Origin of the sequence: Pseudomonas sp. GM55, assembly GCF_000282395.1 — a bacterium.
Taxonomy (GTDB): domain Bacteria; phylum Pseudomonadota; class Gammaproteobacteria; order Pseudomonadales; family Pseudomonadaceae; genus Aquipseudomonas; species Aquipseudomonas fluorescens_CC.
The window spans coordinates 1-23,834 of record NZ_AKJJ01000008.1; the positions used below are offsets into that span (position 1 = coordinate 1).

The window sequence follows — 23,834 nt, forward strand, 5'->3', positions numbered from 1 at the left end:
GGGCCGCCAATATCGGCGGGATCGTCACCCCGATCGTGATTGGCGGCATCGTCCACGCGACCGGCTCGTTTGCCTACGCCTTCTGGTTCATTGGCGGCGTGGCGCTGATTGGCACCTTGTCTTATTCGTTGCTGCTCGGTCGCTTGTATCGCATCGAGCTCAAGGCGCGCTGAGCTCAGAAAAGCGTTTTTCTCCAACATCAAGCGGCTTTCGTCCAACTTCGCAAAACGAAGCCGCCGTAGGCTGATGCTTCCAACAGGACAACGACAAAAATGACTATGACCGAATACGTATTCACTCCGGACTTGCCCGTGACTTTACCGGTTGCCGGCAGCCAGCAGCGCTTTCCCGTTGGCCGGGTATTTTGCGTCGGCCGCAATTACCCCTGGCCAGACACGCAAGGACAATCCCGTCAGCCGCCCGTGTTCTTCATGAAGCCGGCGAGCAACGTGGTTGATGCCGTGGGTGAGGTGGCGTTCCCGTCGTTGACCGAAGAATTCGCCCACGAAATCGAACTCGTCGTGGCGATTGGCGAAGGTGGCGCCAATATTCCGGAAAGCCAGGCCTTGGCCTATGTCTGGGGCTACGCCGCCGGACTTGACCTGACGCGTCGCGATGTCCAGCGTCTGGCCAAGAGCAATGGTTTGCCTTGGGAAGGTGCCAAGGTGTTCGACGGTGCCGCACCGATGACCGCCATTGTGCAGGTCACTCGCACAGGGCATCCCGATGGGGAGTTGTGGTTGAACGTCAATGGCGAGGAACGCCAGCGCGACAGCCTCGACAGCCAGATCTGGTCAGTCAGTGAAATCATCAGCCGCATCTCACAATACGTCGCCCTCAGGGCCGGCGACCTGATCATGACCGGCAGCCCGGCAGGCGTCGATGTGCTGCAACCCGGCGACATTATCAACGCCGGAATCGATGGCATCGGCCAACTGGAAATGCGCGTCGGTCAGCGTCCTTGATCCCGGCATCCGCCCCCTCGAATTGAATAAGGAGAAAACAACATGAACAGTCCTTTGAAAGTAGCCCTGGTGACTGGCGCCGGTAGCGGAATCGGCCGCGCGGTGACCCTCGGTTTGTTGGCCGACGGCTTCACCCTGGTGTTGGCCGGACGCCGACCGGAGCCATTGCAAGCCCTGGTCGAACTGGCGGCCAGCGAAGGACGCGAAGCGTTGGCAGTGCCCACCGATGTGCGCGACCCGGCCAGTGTCGATGCGCTGTTCGCAACGATCGCAGAGGTGTACGGACGCCTGGACGTCGTGTTCAACAACGCCGGGGTCAATGCCCCCGCCGTACCACTGGATGAACTGACGTTCGAGCAGTGGCGAAACGTGATCGACACCAACCTCAACGGCGTTTTCCTCTGTGCCCGCGGCGCCTTCGGACTGATGCGCCGGCAACAGCCACAAGGCGGTCGCATCATCAACAACGGCTCGATTTCAGCCCATACCCCACGACCATTCAGCAGCGCTTACACCGCCAGCAAACATGCTGTGCTGGGACTGACCAAATCCCTGGCCCTGGACGGGCGAGAATTCAACATCGCCTGCAGTCAGATCGACATCGGCAACGCCCTGACGGAAATGTCAGTGCGCATGACCAAAGGCGTACGCCAGGCCAATGGAACCATCGCGGTAGAACCGATGGTGGACGTCAAGCATGTGGCCGATGCCGTGCGCTACATCGCCGGTCTGCCGCTGGAGGCGAACGTCCTGAACATGACTGTCATGGCCACCGCCATGCCGTTTGCCGGTCGCGGTTGAACCCGCCATTCCATTTCGTTATTCGAGGTTTACATGAAGCCAGAAGTCTTGCAGCTCAGCCCGATCCTGATCCCTGAAATCAATACCCGGCTCAATGAACTGTTTACGGTCAGACGTTACTTCGAGCAGGCCGACAAGCCAGCCTATTTGCAGGAGCATGGCGTGAACATTCGCGGCGTGATCACCGGCGGGCATACCGGAATCAGCCAAGCGCTGATGGCGCAGCTGCCCAACCTGGAAGTAGTGGCAGTCAACGGCGTAGGCACCGATGCGGTGGATCTGGCCTACGCCCGGGATCGCGGGATCCGCGTGACCGCGACCATCGGAGCGCTGACCGAAGATGTCGCCGATCTGGCGATCGGATTGTTGATTGCCGTATGTCGTGGGCTGTGCACCAGTGATCGTTACGTGCGCTCGGGCCAATGGCCCCACAGCGCGACGCCGTTGGCACCGTTGCCGTTGGCCCGTCAGGTATCCGGCATGCGCATCGGCATCGTCGGGATGGGCCGGGTCGGCCGCGCGGTTGCTACCCGCGCGGCGGCGTTCGGGTGCCCGATCAGTTACACCGATCTGCAGCCGATGAGCGATGTAAACCACACCTTCATCGCCGATCTGAAGCAACTGGCCAACGACAGTGATGCGCTGATTCTTGCGGCCGCCGCCGACAAGGCTGAAGCCATCATCGATGCCCAGGTGCTGCAAGCTCTGGGCAAGGGCGGGTATTTGATCAACGTGGCTCGGGGGAAACTCGTCAACGAGGCTGATCTGGTGTCTGCGCTTGAAGCAGGTGAGATCGCAGGTGCGGCGTTGGATGTATTTGTCGATGAGCCGAACGTTCCCGAAGCGCTGTACGGCAACGAGCAAGTGGTGCTGCAGCCACACCGCGCTAGCGCGACGCTGCAGACCCGAACGCGAATGGGCGAGATGGTGGTGGCGAGTCTGGTTGACAGTTTTGCCGGAAGAATACCGCAGGGGTGTGTGACTCACTGACTGAGTGTTGGCCACCTTGGGGGACTAGCGATCCTTCAGAGGTGGCAAAGCCAGTGCGGAGCTGGGTATCGCTGTCGCCGATCTCTACCCGCGCATGACGCTAGTAGGAGACATCACAGCCAATGGCAGCCTGCTCGGCACACCTCTAGCCGAACGTGCGACGATCGCATCTGCAGGGCTATCAATCCACATTCCATTGCTGGACTGGGGCGCACGCCGCGCGATCGTGAGTGCGCGCGAAGCGGGTTTGACGGAAGCGATCTTTGCGTACCGCCTGGCAGTGCTTGAAGGCATCGAAGATACAGAAAATGCACTCAACGCCATTGATGTCGGGCGCCGCAAAGCCATGGAGGAAGAGATTCGTCTAGCGGCCGCCCAGCGCACGGCCACCCATGCCGATACGCTGTACCAACGCGGCGTCACGGACCTGCTCGATCGTCTCGACGCGGCGACGGCCTTGCGCGAGGCTCAACTGAGCACCGCGGACGTTGTCGAGCAACAAGCACTGGCTGTGGTCGCGCTGTACAAGGCTGTCGGCGGAGCGAGTCTGGAGCCTGTTCATTAGCCGGCATTCGTCGGGCTCAACAAAGCCTCCAGTGCGTTGAGGTACCCCCTCAGTGTCAGTACTCCGACATCACCACCATCACTTCAGCGTCGGCGCCATCCTCGCTTTCAGCCAGATAAATATGACCAATTGAGCTGTTGAAATAGGCTGTTTCGCGACAGCCGATGCTGAGGGATTCACCCGTTTCGAATTGAATGCGCACACGACCTGACAGGACGATGGCGAACTCTTGTCCGGGGTGACGAATGTAGTCTTCGAACTGATTCAGCTCGCGCGCACAGATCCGTGCGTACATGGGCGTCATACTGCGCCCGGGGAAATCCCCCGCCATCGGGTGATATTCGTAATTGCCCGTGCTGTAACCCGCCGCACTGTCGATGGCGGTGCTGACCACCGTGGGCTGCACAGGGCTGGCGCCCGCCTTGGCCGGACTGAAAAGCTGGGAAATGTCCACACTCAGGGCCCGAGCTGCGGCCGCGAGTTTTTCGTAACTCACCGACACTTGCGCCAGCTCCATCTTCGACAAGGTCGACAGCGCCACGCCTGAACGCTGCGACAGTTGCTTGAGCGTCAACTTCTGATTCTTGCGAATGACACGCAGGCGGGCACCGACCTGGGCGCGATCTATCAAGGGGTGGTCCGTGGAACACGAGACTCGATCGGAACTCATGCAGACTCTCTGTCGTACAAAAAACGGCGCCTGGGACTGAGCCAAGGCAAGGGCTGGAATAATACCTCAAGGTCGCGGGGTCATGGGTTGACTGGAAAATTCTCATATCTTATATTTCTCGTATGTGAGAATTATAAAAATAGAGGGGAGAACCTTTCTTCCCCATCCCCCACAGAAAGGAGGTACTTCGGCATGTACGACAGCGAATGTTTCGATTTCGCCATCATCGGCGGCGGTATTGCGGGGGCTTCCCTGGCCTATCGCCTGGCTGGGCAAACCCGCGTTGTGGTGCTTGAGCGTGAGAGTCAGCCGGGTTATCACGCCACCGGACGCTCCGCCGCGATGTTCATGGAAAGCTATGGCACACCGCAGATCCAGGCATTGACCCGCGCCAGCCGGGACTTCTATGAGCAACCACCAACTGACTTCACCGAACATGCGCTGCTGGAGCCTCGCGGCTGTCTGTACGTCGCAGGTGAAGGGCAGCAATCCCTGCTGAAACAAACCTTCGATGCCAGCCTGGCACAGGCTGGCAATGTTTCATTGATTGATACCGAGCACGCCCTCGCGTTGGTGCCCTGCCTGCGCCCAGAGGTGATTGTCGGGGCGATGCTCGAAACCGACGCCCGTGATCTGGACGTCCACGCGCTGCACCAAGGTTTTTTGCGGGCCATGCGCCGTGCCGGTGGTGTGCTGCAGTGCGATGCCCAACTGAGTGTCGCCACCCGCGAGGGCCGTCAGTGGCACCTGACACTGACCGACGGCCGCCAGTTGCGCGCACGCAATCTGGTGAATGCCGCAGGTGCCTGGGCCGACCAGGTGGCGCAGCAGTGCGGCGTGAAACCCATTGGGTTGCAGCCCTGCCGACGTACCGCCTTTACCTTCGACGGCCCTGAGGACATGGACTTCTCACGATGGCCTGCGGTGATCGGCATCGACGAAAGTTTTTACTTCAAACCAGACGCCGGCCAGTTGCTTGGCTCGCCAGCCAACGCCGCCCCTGTCCCGCCACAGGACGTGATGCCCGAAGAGCTGGACATCGCCACCGGGATTTACCACATCGAGGCCGCCACCTCCTTGACCATCCGCCGCCCACGTCACAGTTGGGCCGGCCTGCGCTCGTTCGTCGCCGACGGCGATCTGGTGGTCGGCTGGGACGATCACTGCGAAGGCTTCTTCTGGCTGGCGGCCCAGGGCGGTTATGGCATTCAGTCCGCGGCCGGCGTATCGCATCTGGCCTGTGCCCAATTGCTCGATCAGCCCCTGCCCGAAACACTGCGCCGTCAGGGCGTCGAACCACAACGCCTGGCACCTGGCCGCTTGCGTTAATCATTCATCCCAACGAGGTTCCGTACCATGTCTGACAATTTTCAGCGCTACCCCAGCCACCTGCCCTATCCGTTCTCCAAGGCCATTCGGGTCGGCGACTTTCTGTTTCTCTCAGGGCAAGTACCGATGAACCCTCAGGGCGAAGTGGTGCTCGGTGATATCCGCGAGCAAACCGAGGCTGTCATGGCCCGCATCGGCGAGACTCTGGCCGAATGCGGCGTGGGTTTTGATCAGGTGGTGAAGGCCACGGTGTGGCTGTCGGACATGCAACATTTCGCCGGTTTCAACGAGGTGTACAAGCGCCACTTCGAGAATGGTTTCCCGGTGCGCTCCACGGTCGGCGGCGCCCAGTTTGCGCTGGGGGTCGATGTGGAGATCGAAGTCCAGGCCTGGGTCGGCGCCCGCTGATCCACCCCTGCTGTTTGCCAGTGCGATGCCCCGGGAGGGCCATGAACAGTGGTCGCTCCCATAAGCCATAACAAAAACAATTCGAGGGAAATCGTCATGAAAGAAAGTCTGAAAATAGCCGGCGCATTTGTCGGTGTGATTGTCGGCGCTGGGTTCGCCTCCGGTCGGGAGCTGCAGCTGATGTTCGTGGATTTCGGCGTATGGGGACTGCTCGGGGCGGTGGTCAGCGCCACGCTCTTCACCTTTCTCGGGATGGCGTTGGCGGGCATGGGCAGCCGACTGCGGGCGAAGTCCCATAAGGACGTAGTGTATGCACTGTGCGGACGCTACTTGGGCACCTTTGTCGATTTGATGATCACATTTTTCATGTTTGCGGTGACCGTGGTCATGTTGGCCGGCGGCGGCGCCTTGCTGGAACAGCAGTTCGGTATCCCTGCCATGTTCGGCAGCATGACGGTGACCCTGATCGTGGTCGCCATCGTGTGCCTGGATGTGCAGAAGGTCATTGGGATGATCGGCGCCGTCACTCCGCTGTTGATCCTGACGGCGGTAGCGGTGGCCCTGTATGGCGTCGCCACCCGGGGCTTGAGTTTCGGTGAGCTCAATCAACTGGCCAGCCGGCAGGATGCTGGCGCGAGCCATTGGCTGCTGGGAGCGTTGTTGTACGTGTCTTACAACATCGTCGCCGGGGTGCCGTTCCTGGCGATCATGGGCGGTGCCGCGAAATCCGAGAAACAGGCCATCTGGGGGGGCATTTTCGGTGGCGCGTTGCTGGGGCTGCTGATGCTGGTGATGAGCTTGGGATTGCTGTCACGCCTGGACAGCGTGGCGGACTTGCCAATGCCCATGCTGTCCATCGCCACGGAGGTTTCGCCGGTCCTCGGCCTGCTGATGGCGGCGATCATTTTCCTGATGATCGTCAACACGGCCGTCGGGACCCTGTATTCCTTTTCGGCTCGGCTACTGCCAGCAGGCACTCGCAAATTCCGCGTCGGCTCAGCAGCCGCTGGCGCACTGGCTTTCGTCGGCAGCCTGGTCGGATTTGTGAGCCTGGTGGGCCAGGTCTATCCACTCTTTGGCTACCTGGGTTTTTTGTTGATTGGCGCAGTGGTCGTTGGCTGGTTACGCGTAGGGCGCCTGGTCCAGGCTTAATCAGTCAATATTGGTGTGCTGAGCCCCAAAAAAAGTGCGGCCATGACCATCGACGGAATCGGCAGGCCGTACGGGGCGATACTCATGCCAGCGGCCCAAATAGGCTGTCAGCGCCCAGAGCAAACCGGTGCTGGCGTTGGCGGTCACAGTTTCAGCCCCCATGTATTGCTGATCGATCAGAATCAGTGCCAGGTAGATCTGCAAACGGAGGTCCGTTGCACGGAGCACGCATTTGGCACAATGTTTTCTTCCTAACTCAATCGTTGAGGCCTCATGATCCGCGACTTTCGAAACGTTGACCCAGAGCCCGTATTGGACATTTGGCTACGAGCGTCAATCCAGGCGCATCACTTCATAGCCCCCGAATTCTGGCGTAGCCAGCTTGCTGCTATGCGTGAGGTCTACCTACCCGGCGCCATGTCCCGAGTGTTTGAGGCAGACGGGACGGTAATAGGATTCTGCTCTGTATATGGAGACACACTTGCGGCGCTATTCGTATCGCCTGAGCGTCAGGGGGACGGTATAGGTACGCAGCTTCTCGCGGACGCCATGGCATCTAAGTCAACTCTACAACTGACTGTATATTCGGCGAATGCACCTAGTATCCATTTCTATGAGAACCAGGGTTTTGTAGTTCTCAATGAACAACTGGACGCACACACTGGTCACCTTGAGAAGGTGATGCGCTGGGTCGCCTAATCTAACTAATGTAGCTATGGCGAAAGGAAAACGACAGGTCGCGCTAGCTTCAGCGTAAACGTCTGCCCAACCGACCTTGCGTCGTTAAGGGCCCGTGATTTTCGATGGGAAGACGGACAAGGAGCAATCAACAACTGGCGCAAACCCGGCGGGTACTCCGTACCAGTCTCCGGATGCTTTCTTCGAGGACAAACAAAACCCCTACCTGCGTACGCAGATAGGCGACGAGATCCCCGACTTGCACATTGCTGACACCGGCCCCCACAACGGCGACACGCCTTCTGCTTACACAGAATTTAGTTGTGTTGCATCGACCGGTTGAATCCACTGCCAAAAGCAGGGCCTGGTGCCGGTCAGAGGTGTACACGATGGGCCAAGCCACGCCGTTAGCGGCAAAACGTCACGACACCGAATCGAGGGTACACGATCAATTCACCGAATCCATTTGACAGCCCACAATGGGTATCTATAGTCGATCTGCGGCTAATTGGAAGGAATCCAGTCTGCCAGAGCTAGAAACAGGAGTTGCATGATGTACACGATCACGGATGAACTACAGATGAACCCCGCAAAAGCCTACCAGAACAACCCCGACCACTCGCATATTGACTTTCGCAGAGAGCTACCGCGGCTACCTGCAAGTTGACGCCCCTCTTCTATTGCGTGCGCCACTAACGACGCACTGCATTCGCTCGTCACAAATAAAAAACCAAACATTAAAACTTGGTGTGCCGCCATGACCGAAATTAACTATCTGGATCAAGCAGCTCCCCTGCCCCTGGGCGTCGAACAGCAATCCCCTGGTTTTATCCTGCGTCCCGGGAAAACCGAGGATGTAAACAGCCTCGCAGAGTTATTCAGTGTTACTTATGGGCAAACAACCCATCCCTGCCAGAATCCGATCCATATCTATAACGCGATGATTTCCGGATTGCAGAAGTGGTTCATCGTCGATATCGACTCGCTGATTGTGGGTTGCTTATGTATCGCCCGCCGTCCCTGGAACCAGTCGTGGGAAGTGTGTTACGGGATGGTGCATCCAGACACCCGCAGAGCAGGTCTCATATCCAGCCTGGTAAGACTCGGCTTGGGAAGTCATTTCACTGAGTCCATCGAGTTGGGGTTCTATATCACTCGGAATATAGCCAGTCACTCGGTCATGAAGAAGATCAGAGCGGCCGTGCTAGTGGGCCATGACGGTGGCCCGGATATGGTCGATGGCGTAAGGGAATATCACTTTACCGCCATACATCCTCGGGCCGCGGACGGCTTCCGTCATATAGCGCCCTGGTATGCCAGCAAATCCGGCACTGAGTTCATCAGCGACTACCTGTACAAGTCACTGAGTCTTGAACCGGTATCCGATGCTTATCCAGCCACCTACCTGACCGGACCACAAGGGACCGATCAGCACGGGGCACTTCTCTACTCCTACGACCCTGCTGCCAAGGCCCTGATGCTGTCCGGTTATGTTGGAACAAGCGAAACGGGACAGGGAATCATGGATGAACTCAAGGCACTTCTGCAGCACTGGAAAAGTGCCGAGTACGTCAGTGCCTGTGTTCTTGCCGACAAACTGGAACTTATCAGCAGCATGATCAGGCTGGGATTCTCGATTACCGCCTACCTCCCCGCCTGGTACCAGCAGGATGGCGCCAGATACGACTGCATCTTGCTGGTGCTTCAGGACTTCCCTCAGGTGCCACGAAGCCATGGCTTCGATGCCGAGGTGATGTTCTTTGATCAGGCCTACTCCAGGCTGACCAAACATCTCTGCAATATCAGCCCCAATTAAAAACGAACTCTATCTAATCAACCGCCATACATCCTTAGACGGATGACTATTGGATACTTCAGAAAATGACCAAAGAGCAATGGCTTGTTATTCGAAAACAGATCCCTGACGGCGCCAAAGAACCTTGGACAGTCATACTGTGGGTAGTTGACCTGCTGGTTCTCACCCTGGCCTGGAACCTATGGCTGAGTTCATCCACAGTCCTTCAAGGGCTGGCCTTGGTATTGGCCGGATTTTCCGTTCTGCAGGTCTACGTTATCCTGCATGAGGCGTTGCACGGCGCGGCCTCCGACAATCGCAGCCTCAACAACTTCATCGGCCATTTCAGCGGCGGGCTGATCGCTCTGCCCTTTCTGGTGCGGCGCCGATTTCACATGGCCCATCACACCTGGGCGGCCCACCCGATCAACGATCCGGAAAACAAAAACATGATCGAGAAGTTCTCGGTCTTGACCAAGAAACAGGAACGGAGGCTGGAGTTCATGTGGAAGCACTGGATCCCCATGATCGCCGCCAACCATTTTCTCTCCAACTGGCGAGCGCCCTTTGTCGCACGCACCCAGGGAGACAGCTCAGCGAGAATAATCAAAGAGATTCGTTTCGCCCGTATCTACCTGGTCGGTTACCTGGTAATGGCCGGGGTTGCTCTGGCCTTCGGTCATCTGGCGGACTTGGTGGTCTTTTATCTGGTGACATGGGTGTTTCTCTTTTTTATGGTGGAGTTGCTGAACTTGCCCCACCACGCCGAGGCCCCGCTATTGCCCAAGGATGCCGATCGACTTCAGTACTGGGAACAGGACGCCATATCCCACGATTGCAAAAGCCTGCCGCTCTGGTCGCGCTTTATTATCCTGAACTTCAACCTGCATGTCGTTCACCACGCCTTCCCCTCGGTGCCCTGGTATCGCCTGTCCAAGGTCCACCGCCTGCTGAATCAACAGCAACACAGCCCGGCGGCATCGCAAATCAATGAATGGGACTTTGCCTGGAAAAATCGACGCCGGCCGCTGCTGAAGCTGATGGGCCATTTTTTCGATCGTCGAGCCTGAAAGGGGTCAGTGGTTAGACGGTTGACGCGACAACCACCTTGAAAATGCCGGTCCCTCGGCACAAAAGGCTCGCTGGGGCGTTACCAGATCATTCCACTCAGAGCACTGGTTTCGCACTGTTCGCGCGTCGCACTCTCTTTTGTTGATCGTGGTTAACCGTTGTCGCTTCGAACATGAAATTTTGTTGGTACCCCCTCAACATCGCCATCAACGGACATTTGCAAATTACCCCCTACACATAAAATATGGCGTGGCTCAGCACTCCCTTGCGGCTAGTAAGGGAGTGCTATAGCGGGTTGAGCCAAAGTCGACAAAAAACGCAAAATCACCGAAAAAAAATATCTCAGAAACAAAAGAATGAATCGCAGGATTTTATAGAGCCGTCGGCAATGACAAGAACTATCGCCTATTAACTTTACGGAAAGAATGTGTAATTAGGTCTAGAGATATGACCGTAGATCGTGAATATCGCGCCATATATTCTTTCCTTCATCGCCGAAAAAAGATAACAGACAGGGTTTTCTGATTTTCAATGAGCTTGCAAAATTATCGTTTCTGGTGGCATCTTTGAATACGCGTGTTCAACAGTTTTTTGATCGTGGCCTGATCCGTACCGCTGGGTACGATTTGAACTGATGAGCACGCCTCTACGCATGGCGAGGAACGCTATACAGGGGAAGTGAAAACCTGCATTCAACAGAAGGAACTGCAAATGACCGTGCCCAGTAAGGAAAACTGGAAGTTAGACATCAGCCATAAGTTGCTGGTGAAGGATGATGTAAAGGTCATCCTCACAGGCATCGAATCGGTTTTGATAAAAACTCTAGTGCAAGCAGATGACCGGGTGGTGAGCAAAGAGGACTTGATTCGAAGCATCGGTAGAGAGCCGGATAAGTACTGCGGCCTGGGGATGAGCCTTAGCCGCCTGCAAGACAAGTTCAAAAAAGTCACTAGTGGCGAGCGATTGTTCTGCGCTGTTAGAAATCGAGGATATTGCTTGATCCAGAAAATCGCCCACGAGCAATAACACCAAGTAGAGCCTTGCGCGGTTGTAATACATGAAGAAGCGCACGATATCGGTTTGCGCTTCTTCTGTTGTGCCATTGCCCTTTGCCGGGTACCTACTCCGATGATCAGAGTGAAACATCAGCCCCGATTCCCACGACCGAAGATCGGCCGCCATTCGCAGCGCTTATCGATATAACTCGACTAAAAAGTGTTTCAGTCGAGTTGGCATTTATTCTGCCCCGGTACTCTGTTCTGCCAAAAGCATGTTTTGTTGGCCTGAAGTCAACCTGGACCTCGAAGCCGTATCAGAAACCGGTTGACTTCCCTGCCCCTCAGTCTCAGCTAAGTTTCGCTGCGTATCGTCTCCCTTGCGCCAGTTCGGTGCTGCACAGGAGAGGCAACCCGCCCATGAAACCCGATACAGCCGGATGGCTTAACAAAGTACCCGAGGTGACTCTGTCATTCTGGGTGATCAAGATCCTGTCCACGACGGTGGGTGAAACCGGCGCGGACTTTCTCGCAGTCGATGCTGGCCTCGGCCTGGGCTGGACCAGCGTCGGCATGGCGACATTGCTGGCCATCGCGCTGTTCATACAGAGGCGCAAAACCGCCTGCTCACCCTGGATCTACTGGCTGACCGTGGTGCTGGTAAGCATCGTCGGGACGCAACTCACCGACATCCTGACCGACGTTCTCGACGTCAGTCTGTACGCCAGCACGGCCGTGTTTTCTGTCCTGCTCGCACTCAACTTTCTCGTCTGGTACCGGGTGGAACACAACCTGTCGATACGCGAGATCGTCACACCACGACGGGAATGGTTCTACTGGACGACCGTGCTCTGCACCTTTGCCCTCGGTACGGCGGCTGGTGACCTCGCGACCGAAGCACTCGGCCTGGGCTTCACCCTCGGCGCCGTGATTTTCGGCACGCTGATCGCCGCGACCCTGGTGGCCTGGCGTCTGGGCGCCAATGTGGTATTGACCTTCTGGATCGCCTACATCCTGACCCGTCCGTTCGGTGCTTCTCTGGGCGATTTGCTGACCCAGTCCAAGACCTATGGTGGCCTCGGCATGGGCGCCACCTGGACCAGCGCGATTTTCCTGTGTGTCATCGTCCTGCTGGTTGCGGTCGCGCAGATCAGCGTCGGCAACCGCAAACCCGTCACTCAGTAACACCTAATAGCTCATCAAGGAATCGTCATGCGCCCTTTTCAAACAATCATTCGCCACGTCACCATTGTCTCGTCGATTTTTTTGCTCAGCATCGCCGCCGGCTGCTCGAAACCCGCCGACAAACCTGCTGCGGGCGCCACATCCGGTGCGATGAGTGCAAAAACCCAATCCGGTTCAAAACTGGGTGACCTGTCCGAGTTCCGCACCATCGCCGCCGACGTTGCCGCGATCGTCGATAAAAACGACCTGCAGGGCGCGAAAGCCCGCATCAAGGACCTGGAGAGCGCCTGGGACTCGGCCGAGGCCGGGATCAAGCCTCGCGCCGCCAGCGACTGGCATGTAGTGGACAAGGCCATTGACCGCGCGCTCGACGCCTTGCGCGCCAGCAATCCGCAACAGAACGATTGCAAGGCCCGTATGGACGAGCTGATGAGGGCCTTCGATTCGATGAAAGGCGCGTAATAACCGGGCGGACAAACACCGGTACAGGTGCTTCAATACAGGCGCGACGGTCGAGACCGCCGCGCCTTTTTTATTCGGAGCGGGACATGCGCATATTGCTGGTCGAAGATGACCCGATGATCGGAGACGCCATCCACAGCGCACTGAGTGATGCGAGCTACGCGACCGACTGGGTGAAAAACGGCCTTACCGCACTCTCGGCACTGGAGACCCAGCCCTACGACCTGGTGCTGCTGGACCTCGGGTTGCCAGGCAAGGACGGGCTCGATGTGCTCGACAGCATTCGTGGCCGCAACAACCCGGTGCCTCTGCTGATCATCACCGCACGGGACAGCCTCGACGATCGCCTGCGCGGCCTCGACGGAGGTGCCGACGACTACTTGCTCAAACCCTTCGACATGGCGGAGCTGCTGGCCCGCATGCGCGCCGTGCTGCGCCGCAAAGGCGGGAGCGCCCAGTCATTGCTGGACAACGGCGTGGTGGCACTGGACCTGGTGTCGAAACAGGCGAGTACGGCGCAAAACCCCGGCGTGCAACTGTCCAGCCGCGAATTTGCCCTGCTGCAGGCCCTGCTGATCCGCCCGGGGGCGATCCTCTCGCGCAGCGAACTCGAAGACCGCCTCTACGGCTGGGGCAACGAAGTGGAAAGCAACGCCGTGGAGTTTCTGATTCATTCGCTGCGACGCAAGCTGGGCAACCAGGTCATCAAGAACGTCAGGGGTATGGGATGGATGGTTTCAAAAAGCGCCTGAGCGACTCGGTCCAGGTACGGCTGTCGGTCGCGCTGTCGCTGGCCATCCTGCTCGTGGCGGTGCTGGCCGGGGTGTTTGCGTTTGTCTCGGCCCTCGACGAGGCCCACGAGATGCAGGACGAAACCTTGCGTCAGGTGGCCGTCCTGTTCGATCGACAGCAGATGATTCTGCACTACCCCGCGGCTGAAAAAATCGCCGGCGACGACGAAGAATCCAGGGTCATCGTGCAATACCTGGCCGACAGCAGCAAAGCTATCGGCACCACTGACGACAACGTCATACCGCTGCCCTTCCCCATGACGCTTGCCGATGGTCTGTCGACCTTGAATATTGCTGGCGAAGACTTTCGCACGCTGGTCAGGACCACCGCCCGTGGCGAGCGCATCGTCGTCGCCCAGGAGACAGGTGTTCGCGACAAGGAGGCGCGCGAGAGTGCCTTGCGCAGCTTGTTGCCGTTTCTCATTCTGTTTCCCGTGCTGTTGCTGGTGGTGAGTGATCTGGTGCGCAAGTTGTTTCGTCCCATCGCGACCCTGTCCGACGAAATTGATCGACGGGACAAACAGGCCCTGCACCCGGTCGACGAACACCATTTGCCAACCGAGATCCGTCCTTTCGTCGTGGCCATCAATCGCTTGCTGGCGCGGGTTGCGCAGTCCATGGAAAACCAGCGCCGCTTCATCGCCGATGCGGCCCACGAACTGCGCTCGCCCATGACCGCCCTGTCCCTGCAAGCTGAGCGACTGAAGGCCACGCCAATGCCGACGCAAGCCGTCGAGCGCCTGCTGCCGCTGTCGCGCGGCATAGAACGCAGCAGAAAGCTGATCGATCAGTTGCTGGCCCTGGCCGCCGCGCAATCGAACACCGAACGGCCGCAGTCCACGGTTTCGGTGCATGAGGTCTATCGACAGGTGCTGGAGGACCTGTTGCCCCTGGCGGAGCGCAAGAACATCGACATCGGTGTTGAAAGCACCGAAGACGTGCAGGTCGTCATCAATGAAATGGACCTGCTGATCCTGGTAAAGAATCTGGTGGACAACGCGATCCGCTACACCCCTTGCGGCGGACGCGTCGACCTGTCGGTGCAGCTCGCACAGGAATCGGTGATTCTTCAGGTCAAGGATTCCGGGCCGGGTATCACCGCCGATGAACAAATGCGTGTGTTCGACCCGTTCTATCGCAGCGTGGGCAACGAAGAATCAGGCTCAGGGCTCGGCTTGTCCATCGTCAAGGCCATCGCTGAACGTACCGGGGCTCGCCTGCATCTAGGATTCTCGAATGAGGCGGATAAAAGCGGTTTATGTGTTGCGATCGGGTTACCAAGAGGCTCACGCTAAGCTTCTGTGTATCACAGTGTGTCAGCACGACTGCCCGATACACAGACTTTCATCCGGCCGTCGATTCGACACAGGCCGGATACGTTGCCGCGTTTCAATGAAAGCTAGGTTTGAAGGGGCTCAGACGGGCCCCCTGACCCATGGCTGGTAATGGAGACTTCCCATGAAAATGGCACTGCGCAACAGCAAACCCCGCAACACTCGCCGTCACCTGGTCGGCCCTTCGATCCTCGCGCTTGCGCTGTTCGGTGTACTCGGTGCGGCCCACGCACAAACGGCTGCCACCGCACAGCCAACGGCGAGCCCTGCCGGCACCACGCAGGCGGCGCCCTTGCCCTTCGGCCCGCTCAAGCATGTCAGCGCCGGACTGCTGGACGTGGCGTATGCCGAAACTGGCCCGTCCAACGGTCCGGTGGTGATCCTGTTGCACGGCTGGCCGTACGACATTCACAGCTATGACGAGGTCGCGCCGTTGCTGGCCGCCAAGGGCTATCGGGTGTTGATGCCCTATGCGCGCGGCTATGGCGATACGCGTTTCCTGTCCGAAGAAACCGAGCGCAACGGCCAGCCGGCTGCGCTGGCCAGTGATGTCATCGACTTCATGGACGCGCTGAAGATCAAACAAGCGGTGCTCGGTGGCTATGACTGGGGGGCGCGTTCGGCCGACATTGTCTCGGCGCTGTGGCCGGAGCGGGTCAAGGCACTGGTCTCGGTCAGCGGTTATCTGATCGGCAACCAGGCAGCCGGCAAGAACCCGCTGCCACCCAAGGCGGAATTGCAGTGGTGGTATCAGTTCTACTTCGCCACTGACCGCGGACGCGCCGGTTACGAGAGAAACACCCACGACTTCGCCAAGCTGATCTGGCAACTGGCTTCGCCGAAATGGGCGTTCGATGACGCCACCTTCGACCGCAGCGCCAGGGCACTGGACAACCCGGACCATGTCGACATCACCATGTTCAACTACCGCTGGCGCCTGGGCCTGGTCCAGGGCGAAAGCCGATACGAAGCACTGGAGCAGAAACTGGCCAAGGCGCCGTCCATCAGCGTGCCGACCATCACCCTGGAAGGCGATGCCAACGGCGCACCACACCCTGCGCCGGAAGACTATGCCAAGCGTTTCACCGGCAAATACGAGTTCCGGCTGATCAGCGGCGGCATCGGCCACAACCTGCCGCAGGAAGCTCCGCAGGCGTTCGCCAAGGCTGTGATCGATGCGGACCATCTTTGAGGGCTGATTCGGTTTACGCGCTTTTCCCTCGAACAGCGACCTTCACCGCACGGCTCGTTTGCGTAAACGGGCCGTTTTTTATCGAGGTCGATGGCTAACATCCCTCCCCTCATCGCTGCGGCAAACCTGAGCTATCTTTTCAGCAACCCGCCTGCATCGGGTGACGGCTATCAGGTAAGGACGCTTCATGATTCGTTTGCCCCGGCGCCACGCCCTCTTTGCCTTTACTGTGGCCAGTACGCTCGCCGCCACCCCCCTGATGGGTGCCCAGAGCCGCGCTGTCCAGGCCACCGTCGCCAGTCCGGTCCCAGGCCCCGTCGCCGGCACAAAAGTCACCGAGCCGTACGTGCGCATGATGGCGCGCGAGGCGTATTTCTGGGCTTGGCCGATGGCCAACATCTTCAATCGTCGCCAGGCATTCAAGGACCTGCCCGGGCCCGGCTTGATGGCTGGCATTGTGCCCGTGGCCCCGATCAACCGGTTGTCGATGCTCACCGACTACATCGACCCGGCCCAGCGGCTGGTGGCCTGTCCCGACCAGGACGTGGTGTACGGCGCCGGCAGCATCGCCCTGGACCTTGAGCCGGTGGTGCTGCAAGTGCCGGACTTCGACGGCCGCTTCTGGGTGTATCAGGTGGTGGACCTGCGTTCCGACAGCTTCGCCGAACTGGGCAAAATGTATAACACCCAACCAGGTTTCTACCTGTTGGTCGGTCCGGACTGGAACGGCAAGGTGCCGCCCGGCATTACCCGGGTATACCGGTCGCGCACGAACACCGGGTTCGTGATTCCGCGGGTCTTTCAGGACGACACCGCCGCAGACCGCCTGGCCGTACAGCCGGCCCTGTCGGGCATCGACATGTACCCACTGTCGCAATACGACGGCAAGGCCAAAAAACGCGACTGGAAAAAACAAGCGAAATTCCCGGCCCAGGCTGCCGAGGGCGACGCCGAAACCAGATGGGTGGTGCCGGAGAAGTTTTTCGACGAACTGCCGGCCCTGCTCAAGGACGCCAAGCCGTTGCCGGGTGAAGAAGTCCGCTACGCACAAATGACCGCCCTGGCAGCCATCGCCAAGGCCGATCCACAACTTCGGGCGGCGATGATCGACGAGGCGAAAAAGGCCGACCGCGAAGTGATCGACCCACTGTTGCAGTTCCGTAACTTTGGCCTGCAATTGCCGGATCACTGGAGCACGGTGAGTAACGGCGCAGCGTTCGGCACCGACTATTTCAGCCGTACCGCCGTGGCGCGTTCGAACATATTCGTGAATCGGCAGAAAGAGACCAAGTACTTCTACCAGGACCTGGACGAAAACGGCCTGCGCCTCAACGGCCGGTACAGCTACAGCGTGACGTTCGCCAAGCGCGATATGCCGCCGGTCAGGGGCTTCTGGTCGCTGACGCTGTACAACGAACAACACTTCTTCGCCCCCAATGCCCTCAAACGCTATTCCATCGGCACCAGGAACAAGTCCCTGCAAACCAACCCTGATGGCTCGCTGACCCTGTATGTGCAAAGCGAATCACCGGGCAAGGACAAGGAGAGCAACTGGCTGCCCTCACCGAAGGACGCCAACTTTTCGCTGTACATGCGGGCCTACTGGCCGGAGTCCGATGCACTTGACGGTCAATGGACCCCGCCGACCGTGGTGAAGGCGAACTGAGCAGGATTGGAAAGACAGCACACCAATTCAATAATCCCGGCCTGATCTACGTCACCATGGCGCCCTCACTCCCCTTGTAAGGACCATGTCATGGCCATTGCAAAAGCAGTTCCCGGTAAAACCCTGCTGACCCCGACCGACCACACCCTGATCATGATCGACCACCAGTCGCAGATGTCCTTCGCGACCAAGTCGATCGACGCCGTGACCCTGCGCAACAACGCCGCACTGGTGGCCAAGGCAGCGCGTGGCTTCAAGGTCTCGACCATCCTCACCACCGTCGCCGAGAAGAGTTTCTCCGGGCCGATCTTCGACGAAATCAAGGCGGTGTTCCCGGAGCACAACGTGATCGATCGCACCAGCATGAACACCTGGGAAGACGAGCGCATTGCCGTGGAAGTCAACGCCATCGGCAAGCAGAAGATTGTCCTCGCCGGCCTGTGGACGTCGGTTTGCATCGTTGGCCCGGCATTGTCGGCGATTGACCAGGGGTTCGAGGTGTATGTGATTGCCGACGCCTGCGGCGACGTCAGCACCGAAGCCCATGAAATGGCCATGCAGCGCATGATCCAGATCGGCGCCCGGCCGATGACCTCGCTGCAATACCTGCTGGAATTGCAACGTGACTGGGCCCGCAGCGAGACGTACGACGAAACGGTGAAAACCTCGATTGCCAACGGCGGTTCCTACGGTCTGGGCCTGATTTATGCCAAGACCATGTTTGGTGCCTCGGAAGGCCACTAAGGCTCTCGGAAAAACAAGCGACTGCGGGCGGACGCCTGTAGGAGCGAGCTTGCTCGCGAAGGTCGTTAACGATTACGCGTGATTACTGGCTAAACGCGGCGCACTTGAGACCATCGCGAGCAAGCTCGCTCCTACAACGAATCATCGCCCGCAGTCGCTGTGCCTGTGGTGAACGATTGATGAAGTGTGGCTCACAACACCTACCGTTCTGGCTAACGCTGCTGCTCGCCAGCACGGCCGGGAACGCGGTAGCGGATGAATCGGCACAGGGTTTTCTGGATGGCGCAACGCTTGGCGTGCTCAGTCGAAACTTTTATCTGAACAGCGACTATCGATCCCCCTCGCCGACCGGCAAGAACTACAAAGCCGAGTGGGCTCAGGGCTTTATCGGCGCTTTTGAATCCGGTTTTACACCGGGTACGGTCGGCTTCGGCCTCGATGCCCACGCCTTTCTGGGCTTGAAACTCGATGGCGGTAAGGGCCATGCCGGAACCGGTTTGCTGCCCGTGGGCAGTGATGGCCGCAGTGAAAGCGACTACTCCAGCGGTGGCGGCGCGATCAAGCTCAAGGCCTCGAAAACCACCCTCGCGTTTGGCGAAATGATCGTCGAGTCCCCGGTATTCGACACCGCGGACAAGCGCCTGCAACCGGAGTACGCCACCGGCTTTCTGCTCAACAGTCGCGAAATCGACGGCATGAACCTGCAAGCCGGGCACTTTACGGCGTTCAAGAATCAGGACAGTGCTTCAGGCAAGGGCGACTTTTTCGGTTATGGCGCCAACACCGAGGCCGGCGGCATTTCGTTCGTCGGCGCTGACCTGTTTACCCGAAGCCCGGTCGGCGGCGCGCTGTACGCCTCGGAGTTGACCGACACCTGGCACCAGTACTACGGCAACCTGCACTTCAAGCAGTCCGAAGTGTTCATCGATGCCAACCTCTATCACACCAAGGACACTGGCCAGGCGCTGGCCGGCGCCATCGACAACACCGCGTACAGCCTGTCCGCGCAATACACGCTGGGGGCCCATGGTTTCACCCTGGCCTATCAGAAGATCGACGGTGATACGCCGTTCGATTTTGTCGGTGGCGACTCCATCTACCTGGCCAACTCGATCAAGTTCGCCGACTTCAATGGCGCCCACGAACGCTCCTGGCAGGTTCGTTACGACCTGGACCTGGCCACCTTCGGCATACCCGGCCTGAAGTTCATGACCCGCTACGTCACCGGCGACCAGATCGACGGCACGCATGCGCCACAAGGCGGCGCCTACAACCCGTTCGACCCGGCGACCGGCACCTTCGTGCCGCAACAAGGTGCCGGGGGCAAGCACTGGGAGCGCGACATCGACCTGCACTACGTCGTGCAGTCCGGGACGGCCAAAGGTTTGTCGCTGCAACTGTCCCATGTGTCGCACCGGGCGAACGCGGCCCAGGCCGGCGATGACATAGACCGGATATATGCAGTGATTCAGTACCCGCTGGGATTCTGAGAAAAGCACTCGGAAATGTTTGGAATGCATTCAATTGTTGGAGCAGGCTTGCCGCAAAGCTGCAAATTCTGTTCGGATTGGATGGTTCGCAATAGAGGTTCGACTGCTCGATACCGCACCAATAGTATGATAATTTGCACGCAGTCGACCATCTCCGTGGAGGCCCAATCATGGGAACCGTACGAAAAACCATCACCGTGACTGACCAGCAAGACAACTGGATCAAAGCGCAGATAGAAGCGGGCCATTACACCAACGACAGCGAATATATTCGCGATCTGATCCGTCGTGAACAGGAGCGCAGCGCTGAACTCGAAACGATCCGTGCCGCCCTTCTCGAAGGTGAATCCAGCGGAAAACCTCGCCCATTCGATCCAGCTGCATTCAAACAGAGAATGTTAACCACGCATGGCTGAATATCGTCTAACGCCTGCCGCAGAGGGTGACCTTGAGGCAATCTGGAGTTACACCGCTCGCCAGTGGGGCCTGGATCAGGCCAATCGCTACATTGACATCCTTACCTCAGCATTTGCGCAATTGGCCGAGCGCCCGAAAAAGGCGCCGGCCTGCGACACTATCCGTCCTGGTTATCGGCGCTGCAGCGTGGAGCGGCACATGATCTATTTTCGAATCACTGCGTACGGAATTGCGATCATCAGGGTCCTTCATGATCGGATGGAAGCGCAGCGCAATCTCTGACGATCCATTTCGCAACCCCGTGTAAAAACTGGACGAATGCGTTGCTTCGACCCACCGCCATCGCGAGCAGGCTCGCACACAGGGGACTCGGTTGAATCAGTAAGTTTGGGGTTGATTGGCGGAAGGCAGCCGGAGTCGAACCTGCCCGGGAACGGATGCCGTCCCCAACCGGGTTTGAAGCCCGGCCGCGCCACCGGGCGCGATTGCCTTCCTTGAAACCATGCCCCTGAATCATGCCCTGGTATCAGAGCTCAGTGCGCTGGGCCAACGCACTGTCCGGGCGAACCTGCCGACGATCGCCAAAGCGCCGGGTCAGGCCGATACGGTCGAAGTACTCCAGTATCTGAATGCTGCGCTTGCGTCCCAGGCCCACCGCATCACGAAACGCCGCCACCTGAATCACCGGGTTAGCGTCCGCCAGTTGCAACAGCATAGCCGCCAATCGGCGAATCATGCTGTCGGTGTAAAACAGGTCCCGCACCACTTGGTGCATCAAGCCCAGGCGCGCCATTTTGCGTAGCAGCCCGCGCACGGCCGCTTCGTCATGCCCCAAGTCGCGCACCCACGGCGGAGCGAAGCCCGCCTGTTCGAACAACGGCTGCAATTGCAGCCACAGGGCTTCGTCCTCTTCACTCAAACGCACCTGATGCCCGGGCAGATGCAACCACGGACCGCTGCTGGCGATGTCGCCGCTGGCCAGCAATTCGTCGAGCAGACTGATGAATGTCGAGCGCTCCATCTCGCTACCGGTGAATCGGCGCAGGCGATCCCGGTCCGGCCCCATCTGATCCGCTTCAAGCTGATGGAAACGCTCGAGGTGCCCGAGCACTGCAACCTTCAGGGCTTCCCAACGGCTGGCACTGAACAGCAACGCGCCTTGGCGGGTGTCGATCAAGCGCACATCAGCGGGCAACACCCATCTGCTGCGTGGTCGGTTGAACTGCCGCACCAGGCGCTGCGGATCGAGCCCGCTGTCGCTGTGGGCCAGCAATGCCGGCAACACATCTTCCAGCTTTGCGCTGTTAGCCAGCACCTGCAGTTGCGCCAATCGTTCGGCGCTGCGACGTTGCCGGGCGGGTGCAAACGGGTCCAGCACCCGGCCGCCACCCAGGGTGCGCTGGGCACTCTGATCGCGCAGGATCAGCGGGTCGCCTTTCACCGCCTGCACTGGTGTATTGAGCAGCAGTTGCGCGAACATCCGTCCACCGGGCGCCAGGCTGACGCCTTCGAGCAATGCGACTCGACCGGTGACGTCCTGGGTGCCGAGGTGCACGTGCACCGGTTGAAAGTGCTCGAAGGCCCGGGGTTCGCTGGGGAGCAGCTGCATGTCGATGTCCAGGCGTTGGGTCGGTGCGTATAAGCCGGCAGCCAGCAACCAGTGACCGCGATGGATGTGCTCCAGGGCGAGCCGTTCGGCACTCAGGTTCAATGCCACGCGCTGGCCGGCAACGGCGTGGTCGGCGGCCTGGTTTTGCGCGTGCAGACCGCGAATGCGCACCGGTTTGCCTTGTGGCCCCAGCAGCAAGGTATCGCCCACCGCGACCTGGCCGGACAGCGCCGTACCGGTCACCACGATACCGGCCCCGGCCACGCTGAACGCCCGATCGATCGCCAGGCGAAACCCACCTTCAGTGCTGCGTTGCGCCACCTCACGCTGGGCATCGAGCAACGCCTTGCGCAAGGATTCGATGCCCTCGCAGGTGGAGCTCGACAGCGCCATCAGCGGCGCATCGGCATACGGCCCGGGCGCGAGCAAGGTGCGGACCTGATCGCGCACGACCTGCACCCTGGCGCTGTCGACCCGGTCGCACTTATTGATCGCCACCAGCGCCCGCGGGATACCCAGTAACTCGACAATCGCCAGGTGCTCGCGGGTCTGTGGCATCACCCCGTCATCGGCGGCCACAACCAGCAACACCAGATCGATGCCCTGTGCCCCGGCAAGCATGTTGTGGGTGAAGCGTTCATGCCCGGGAACGTCGATGAAACCGGTCAAGCCCGCTCCCGGTTCCAGCTCGGCATACAGGTAGCCGAGGTCGATGGTCATGCCGCGCTCACGCTCTTCCCGGCGTCGGTCACCCGCTTGGCCAGTGAGCGCCTGGAGCAGCGCCGTCTTGCCGTGGTCGATGTGCCCTGCGGTGCCGACAATCACCCTGCCCGGCCCTCCGTCTGCAATTGATCGAGCTGTGCCAGCCATGCCGGCTCGTCGTCCAGTTGCCGCAGGTCCAGCCACAGGGCGTCATCGTCAATGCGCCCGAGTACCGCAATCGGCAAGGCGCGAAAGGCTGCTTCCAGCGTCAACAGCGACCGCCCGCGCAAGCGCTTGGACGTCAGCGGACGCAGGCACAGCGCCGCGCTGGCCAGCCGCGCCACCGGTTGGCTGCCGCTGCCGATCATGCCCAGTGCCGGCATGGCGCTGACGCTCCAGCCCTCACCCAGCACTTGGGCCAGCGCCGGCCGCAGTCGCTCGGCCTGGGCGAGGATATCGGCCTGTGGCCGGGTCAACAGGCGCAGGCTGGGCAAGCGCTCGGCCAGTCGGTCCGGGTTGCGGTACAAAGCCAACACCGCTTCCAGGGCCGCCAGGGTCATTTTATCGACCCGCAGCGCACGCTTGAGCGGGTTTTTCTTGATCCTGGCGATCAGTTCCTGGCGGCCGACTATCAGCCCGGCTTGCGGTCCGCCGAGCAGTTTGTCGCCACTGAAGGTGACGATGTCCGCGCCATCGAGCAGCGCCTGACGCACCGTCGGTTCAGCGGGCAACCCCCAGCGGGTCAAGTCCAGCAGGCTGCCGCTGCCGAGGTCTTCGAGCAGCGGCAAGCCGTGCCGGTGTGCCAGTTGCGCCAGTTCGGCGG

Annotated in this window: 24 protein-coding genes, 1 tRNA gene and 2 pseudogenes; 22 read left to right on the forward strand and 5 right to left on the reverse strand. The window is 59.5% G+C overall.

All coding sequences use genetic code 11. From position 1 onward, the window contains the following. The 5 genes and pseudogenes from PMI31_RS30645 to PMI31_RS01740 all read left to right on the forward strand — a co-directional run. A pseudogene (locus PMI31_RS30645) lies at positions 1-173 on the forward strand (MFS transporter); the annotation flags it as partial. Positions 174-272: 99 nt separating this feature from the next. Further along, the gene (locus PMI31_RS01725; protein WP_008015821.1) at positions 273-965 is read left to right on the forward strand and encodes a fumarylacetoacetate hydrolase family protein; all 693 of its coding nucleotides are present in this window, start codon (positions 273-275) and stop codon (positions 963-965) included. Between the two features lie 42 nt (positions 966-1,007). Beyond that, a complete protein-coding gene (locus PMI31_RS01730; protein ID WP_008015822.1) occupies positions 1,008-1,766 on the forward strand; it encodes an SDR family oxidoreductase in 759 nt (252 codons plus the stop codon). Between the two features lie 33 nt (positions 1,767-1,799). Next, positions 1,800-2,756: a 2-hydroxyacid dehydrogenase gene (locus PMI31_RS01735; protein WP_008015824.1), complete on the forward strand. Its 957-nt coding sequence runs from the start codon at positions 1,800-1,802 to the stop codon at positions 2,754-2,756. Positions 2,757-2,817: 61 nt separating this feature from the next. Further along, positions 2,818-3,321, forward strand: a complete 504-nt coding sequence (locus tag PMI31_RS01740) for a TolC family protein (RefSeq protein WP_274517733.1) — start codon at positions 2,818-2,820, stop codon at positions 3,319-3,321. Between the two features lie 55 nt (positions 3,322-3,376). On the opposite strand, the gene PMI31_RS01745 is transcribed toward PMI31_RS01740, so the two are convergent. Continuing rightward, positions 3,377-3,991, reverse strand: a complete 615-nt coding sequence (locus PMI31_RS01745; protein ID WP_008015827.1) for a helix-turn-helix domain-containing protein — start codon at positions 3,989-3,991, stop codon at positions 3,377-3,379. Between the two features lie 192 nt (positions 3,992-4,183). On the opposite strand from PMI31_RS01745, the gene PMI31_RS01750 reads away from it, so the two are divergent. The 3 genes from PMI31_RS01750 (at position 4,184) to PMI31_RS01760 (ending at position 6,880) form a co-directional block, all read left to right on the forward strand. Next, complete coding sequence (locus tag PMI31_RS01750) at positions 4,184-5,320, forward strand: NAD(P)/FAD-dependent oxidoreductase (RefSeq protein WP_008015829.1); 1,137 nt, start codon at positions 4,184-4,186, stop codon at positions 5,318-5,320. A 27-nt stretch (positions 5,321-5,347) separates the two neighbouring features. Next, positions 5,348-5,728 (forward strand): RidA family protein, encoded by a 381-nt coding sequence (locus PMI31_RS01755; protein ID WP_008015831.1) that lies wholly within the window; start codon positions 5,348-5,350, stop codon positions 5,726-5,728. Between the two features lie 96 nt (positions 5,729-5,824). Further along, positions 5,825-6,880, forward strand: coding sequence for a YkvI family membrane protein (locus PMI31_RS01760; protein WP_008015832.1), 1,056 nt, complete (start codon positions 5,825-5,827; stop codon positions 6,878-6,880). Here the strand turns inward: PMI31_RS01760 and PMI31_RS01765 are convergent, their stop codons facing one another. Continuing rightward, the gene (locus PMI31_RS01765; protein WP_043302128.1) at positions 6,881-7,084 is read right to left on the reverse strand and encodes a hypothetical protein; all 204 of its coding nucleotides are present in this window, start codon (positions 7,082-7,084) and stop codon (positions 6,881-6,883) included. 69 nt (positions 7,085-7,153) lie between these two features. Here PMI31_RS01765 and PMI31_RS01770 point away from each other — a divergent pair, with 69 nt between their 5' ends. The 14 genes from PMI31_RS01770 (at position 7,154) to PMI31_RS01835 (ending at position 20,982) form a co-directional block, all read left to right on the forward strand. After that, entirely contained in the window at positions 7,154-7,579 is a 426-nt protein-coding gene (locus PMI31_RS01770) for a GNAT family N-acetyltransferase (protein WP_008015833.1), read from the forward strand. Between the two features lie 736 nt (positions 7,580-8,315). Next, positions 8,316-9,374 (forward strand): hypothetical protein, encoded by a 1,059-nt coding sequence (locus PMI31_RS01775; RefSeq protein ID WP_008015834.1) that lies wholly within the window; start codon positions 8,316-8,318, stop codon positions 9,372-9,374. Between the two features lie 65 nt (positions 9,375-9,439). Beyond that, a complete protein-coding gene (locus PMI31_RS01780; RefSeq protein ID WP_008015835.1) occupies positions 9,440-10,423 on the forward strand; it encodes a fatty acid desaturase family protein in 984 nt (327 codons plus the stop codon). Positions 10,424-11,135: 712 nt separating this feature from the next. Beyond that, entirely contained in the window at positions 11,136-11,450 is a 315-nt protein-coding gene (locus tag PMI31_RS01785; RefSeq protein ID WP_008015836.1) for a winged helix-turn-helix domain-containing protein, read from the forward strand. A gap of 389 nt (positions 11,451-11,839) precedes the next feature. Next, positions 11,840-12,604, forward strand: coding sequence for a COG4705 family protein (locus tag PMI31_RS01790; RefSeq protein WP_008015837.1), 765 nt, complete (start codon positions 11,840-11,842; stop codon positions 12,602-12,604). A gap of 27 nt (positions 12,605-12,631) precedes the next feature. Then, the gene (locus tag PMI31_RS01795; protein ID WP_008015838.1) at positions 12,632-13,066 is read left to right on the forward strand and encodes a hypothetical protein; all 435 of its coding nucleotides are present in this window, start codon (positions 12,632-12,634) and stop codon (positions 13,064-13,066) included. An 86-nt stretch (positions 13,067-13,152) separates the two neighbouring features. Continuing rightward, positions 13,153-13,818 carry a response regulator transcription factor gene (locus PMI31_RS01800; RefSeq protein ID WP_008015839.1) on the forward strand — a complete coding sequence of 222 codons (666 nt, stop codon included), beginning with the start codon at positions 13,153-13,155 and terminating at the stop codon, positions 13,816-13,818. Continuing rightward, positions 13,794-15,152, forward strand: a complete 1,359-nt coding sequence (locus PMI31_RS01805) for an ATP-binding protein (RefSeq protein WP_008015841.1) — start codon at positions 13,794-13,796, stop codon at positions 15,150-15,152. The genes PMI31_RS01800 and PMI31_RS01805 overlap by 25 nt, the downstream gene beginning before the upstream one ends. Before the next feature lie 163 nt (positions 15,153-15,315). Beyond that, positions 15,316-16,383, forward strand: a complete 1,068-nt coding sequence (locus PMI31_RS01810; RefSeq protein WP_008015842.1) for an alpha/beta fold hydrolase — start codon at positions 15,316-15,318, stop codon at positions 16,381-16,383. Between the two features lie 187 nt (positions 16,384-16,570). After that, positions 16,571-18,049, forward strand: a complete 1,479-nt coding sequence (locus PMI31_RS01815; RefSeq protein ID WP_008015843.1) for a DUF1254 domain-containing protein — start codon at positions 16,571-16,573, stop codon at positions 18,047-18,049. A 90-nt stretch (positions 18,050-18,139) separates the two neighbouring features. Continuing rightward, positions 18,140-18,793, forward strand: a complete 654-nt coding sequence (locus PMI31_RS01820; RefSeq protein ID WP_008015844.1) for a hydrolase — start codon at positions 18,140-18,142, stop codon at positions 18,791-18,793. A 179-nt stretch (positions 18,794-18,972) separates the two neighbouring features. Continuing rightward, on the forward strand, positions 18,973-20,283 hold the full coding sequence (locus PMI31_RS01825; RefSeq protein ID WP_008015845.1) for an OprD family porin: 1,311 nt from the start codon (positions 18,973-18,975) through the stop codon (positions 20,281-20,283). 170 nt (positions 20,284-20,453) lie between these two features. Next, a complete protein-coding gene (locus PMI31_RS01830) occupies positions 20,454-20,699 on the forward strand; it encodes a type II toxin-antitoxin system ParD family antitoxin (RefSeq protein ID WP_008015846.1) in 246 nt (81 codons plus the stop codon). Further along, positions 20,692-20,982: a type II toxin-antitoxin system RelE/ParE family toxin gene (locus PMI31_RS01835; protein ID WP_008015847.1), complete on the forward strand. Its 291-nt coding sequence runs from the start codon at positions 20,692-20,694 to the stop codon at positions 20,980-20,982. Before PMI31_RS01830 ends, PMI31_RS01835 begins: the two co-directional genes overlap by 8 nt. A 116-nt stretch (positions 20,983-21,098) precedes the next feature. Here PMI31_RS01835 and PMI31_RS01840 read toward each other — a convergent pair. The 3 genes and pseudogenes from PMI31_RS01840 to PMI31_RS01850 all read right to left on the reverse strand — a co-directional run. Further along, positions 21,099-21,194, reverse strand: a tRNA-Sec gene (locus PMI31_RS01840). Between the two features lie 32 nt (positions 21,195-21,226). Beyond that, a complete protein-coding gene (gene selB, locus PMI31_RS01845) occupies positions 21,227-23,134 on the reverse strand; it encodes a selenocysteine-specific translation elongation factor (protein ID WP_008015848.1) in 1,908 nt (635 codons plus the stop codon). Beyond that, positions 23,131-23,834, reverse strand: a pseudogene (locus PMI31_RS01850) (L-seryl-tRNA(Sec) selenium transferase); the annotation flags it as partial. The gene selB and the pseudogene PMI31_RS01850, both read right to left, overlap by 4 nt.

Bases quoted from the DNA above. Each gene is read 5' to 3' on its own strand.
- PMI31_RS01725 (WP_008015821.1), top strand. From the start codon at position 273: ATGACTATGACCGAATACGTATTCACTCCGGACTTGCCCGTGACTTTA.
- PMI31_RS01730 (WP_008015822.1), top strand. From the start codon at position 1,008: ATGAACAGTCCTTTGAAAGTAGCCCTGGTGACTGGCGCCGGTAGCGGA.
- PMI31_RS01735 (WP_008015824.1), top strand. From the start codon at position 1,800: ATGAAGCCAGAAGTCTTGCAGCTCAGCCCGATCCTGATCCCTGAAATC.
- PMI31_RS01745 (WP_008015827.1), bottom strand. From the start codon at position 3,991: ATGAGTTCCGATCGAGTCTCGTGTTCCACGGACCACCCCTTGATAGAT.
- PMI31_RS01750 (WP_008015829.1), top strand. From the start codon at position 4,184: ATGTACGACAGCGAATGTTTCGATTTCGCCATCATCGGCGGCGGTATT.
- PMI31_RS01755 (WP_008015831.1), top strand. From the start codon at position 5,348: ATGTCTGACAATTTTCAGCGCTACCCCAGCCACCTGCCCTATCCGTTC.
- PMI31_RS01760 (WP_008015832.1), top strand. From the start codon at position 5,825: ATGAAAGAAAGTCTGAAAATAGCCGGCGCATTTGTCGGTGTGATTGTC.
- PMI31_RS01770 (WP_008015833.1), top strand. From the start codon at position 7,154: ATGATCCGCGACTTTCGAAACGTTGACCCAGAGCCCGTATTGGACATT.
- PMI31_RS01775 (WP_008015834.1), top strand. From the start codon at position 8,316: ATGACCGAAATTAACTATCTGGATCAAGCAGCTCCCCTGCCCCTGGGC.
- PMI31_RS01780 (WP_008015835.1), top strand. From the start codon at position 9,440: ATGACCAAAGAGCAATGGCTTGTTATTCGAAAACAGATCCCTGACGGC.
- PMI31_RS01785 (WP_008015836.1), top strand. From the start codon at position 11,136: ATGACCGTGCCCAGTAAGGAAAACTGGAAGTTAGACATCAGCCATAAG.
- PMI31_RS01790 (WP_008015837.1), top strand. From the start codon at position 11,840: ATGAAACCCGATACAGCCGGATGGCTTAACAAAGTACCCGAGGTGACT.
- PMI31_RS01795 (WP_008015838.1), top strand. From the start codon at position 12,632: ATGCGCCCTTTTCAAACAATCATTCGCCACGTCACCATTGTCTCGTCG.
- PMI31_RS01800 (WP_008015839.1), top strand. From the start codon at position 13,153: ATGCGCATATTGCTGGTCGAAGATGACCCGATGATCGGAGACGCCATC.
- PMI31_RS01805 (WP_008015841.1), top strand. From the start codon at position 13,794: ATGGATGGTTTCAAAAAGCGCCTGAGCGACTCGGTCCAGGTACGGCTG.
- PMI31_RS01810 (WP_008015842.1), top strand. From the start codon at position 15,316: ATGAAAATGGCACTGCGCAACAGCAAACCCCGCAACACTCGCCGTCAC.
- PMI31_RS01815 (WP_008015843.1), top strand. From the start codon at position 16,571: ATGATTCGTTTGCCCCGGCGCCACGCCCTCTTTGCCTTTACTGTGGCC.
- PMI31_RS01820 (WP_008015844.1), top strand. From the start codon at position 18,140: ATGGCCATTGCAAAAGCAGTTCCCGGTAAAACCCTGCTGACCCCGACC.
- PMI31_RS01825 (WP_008015845.1), top strand. From the start codon at position 18,973: ATGAAGTGTGGCTCACAACACCTACCGTTCTGGCTAACGCTGCTGCTC.
- PMI31_RS01830 (WP_008015846.1), top strand. From the start codon at position 20,454: ATGGGAACCGTACGAAAAACCATCACCGTGACTGACCAGCAAGACAAC.
- PMI31_RS01835 (WP_008015847.1), top strand. From the start codon at position 20,692: ATGGCTGAATATCGTCTAACGCCTGCCGCAGAGGGTGACCTTGAGGCA.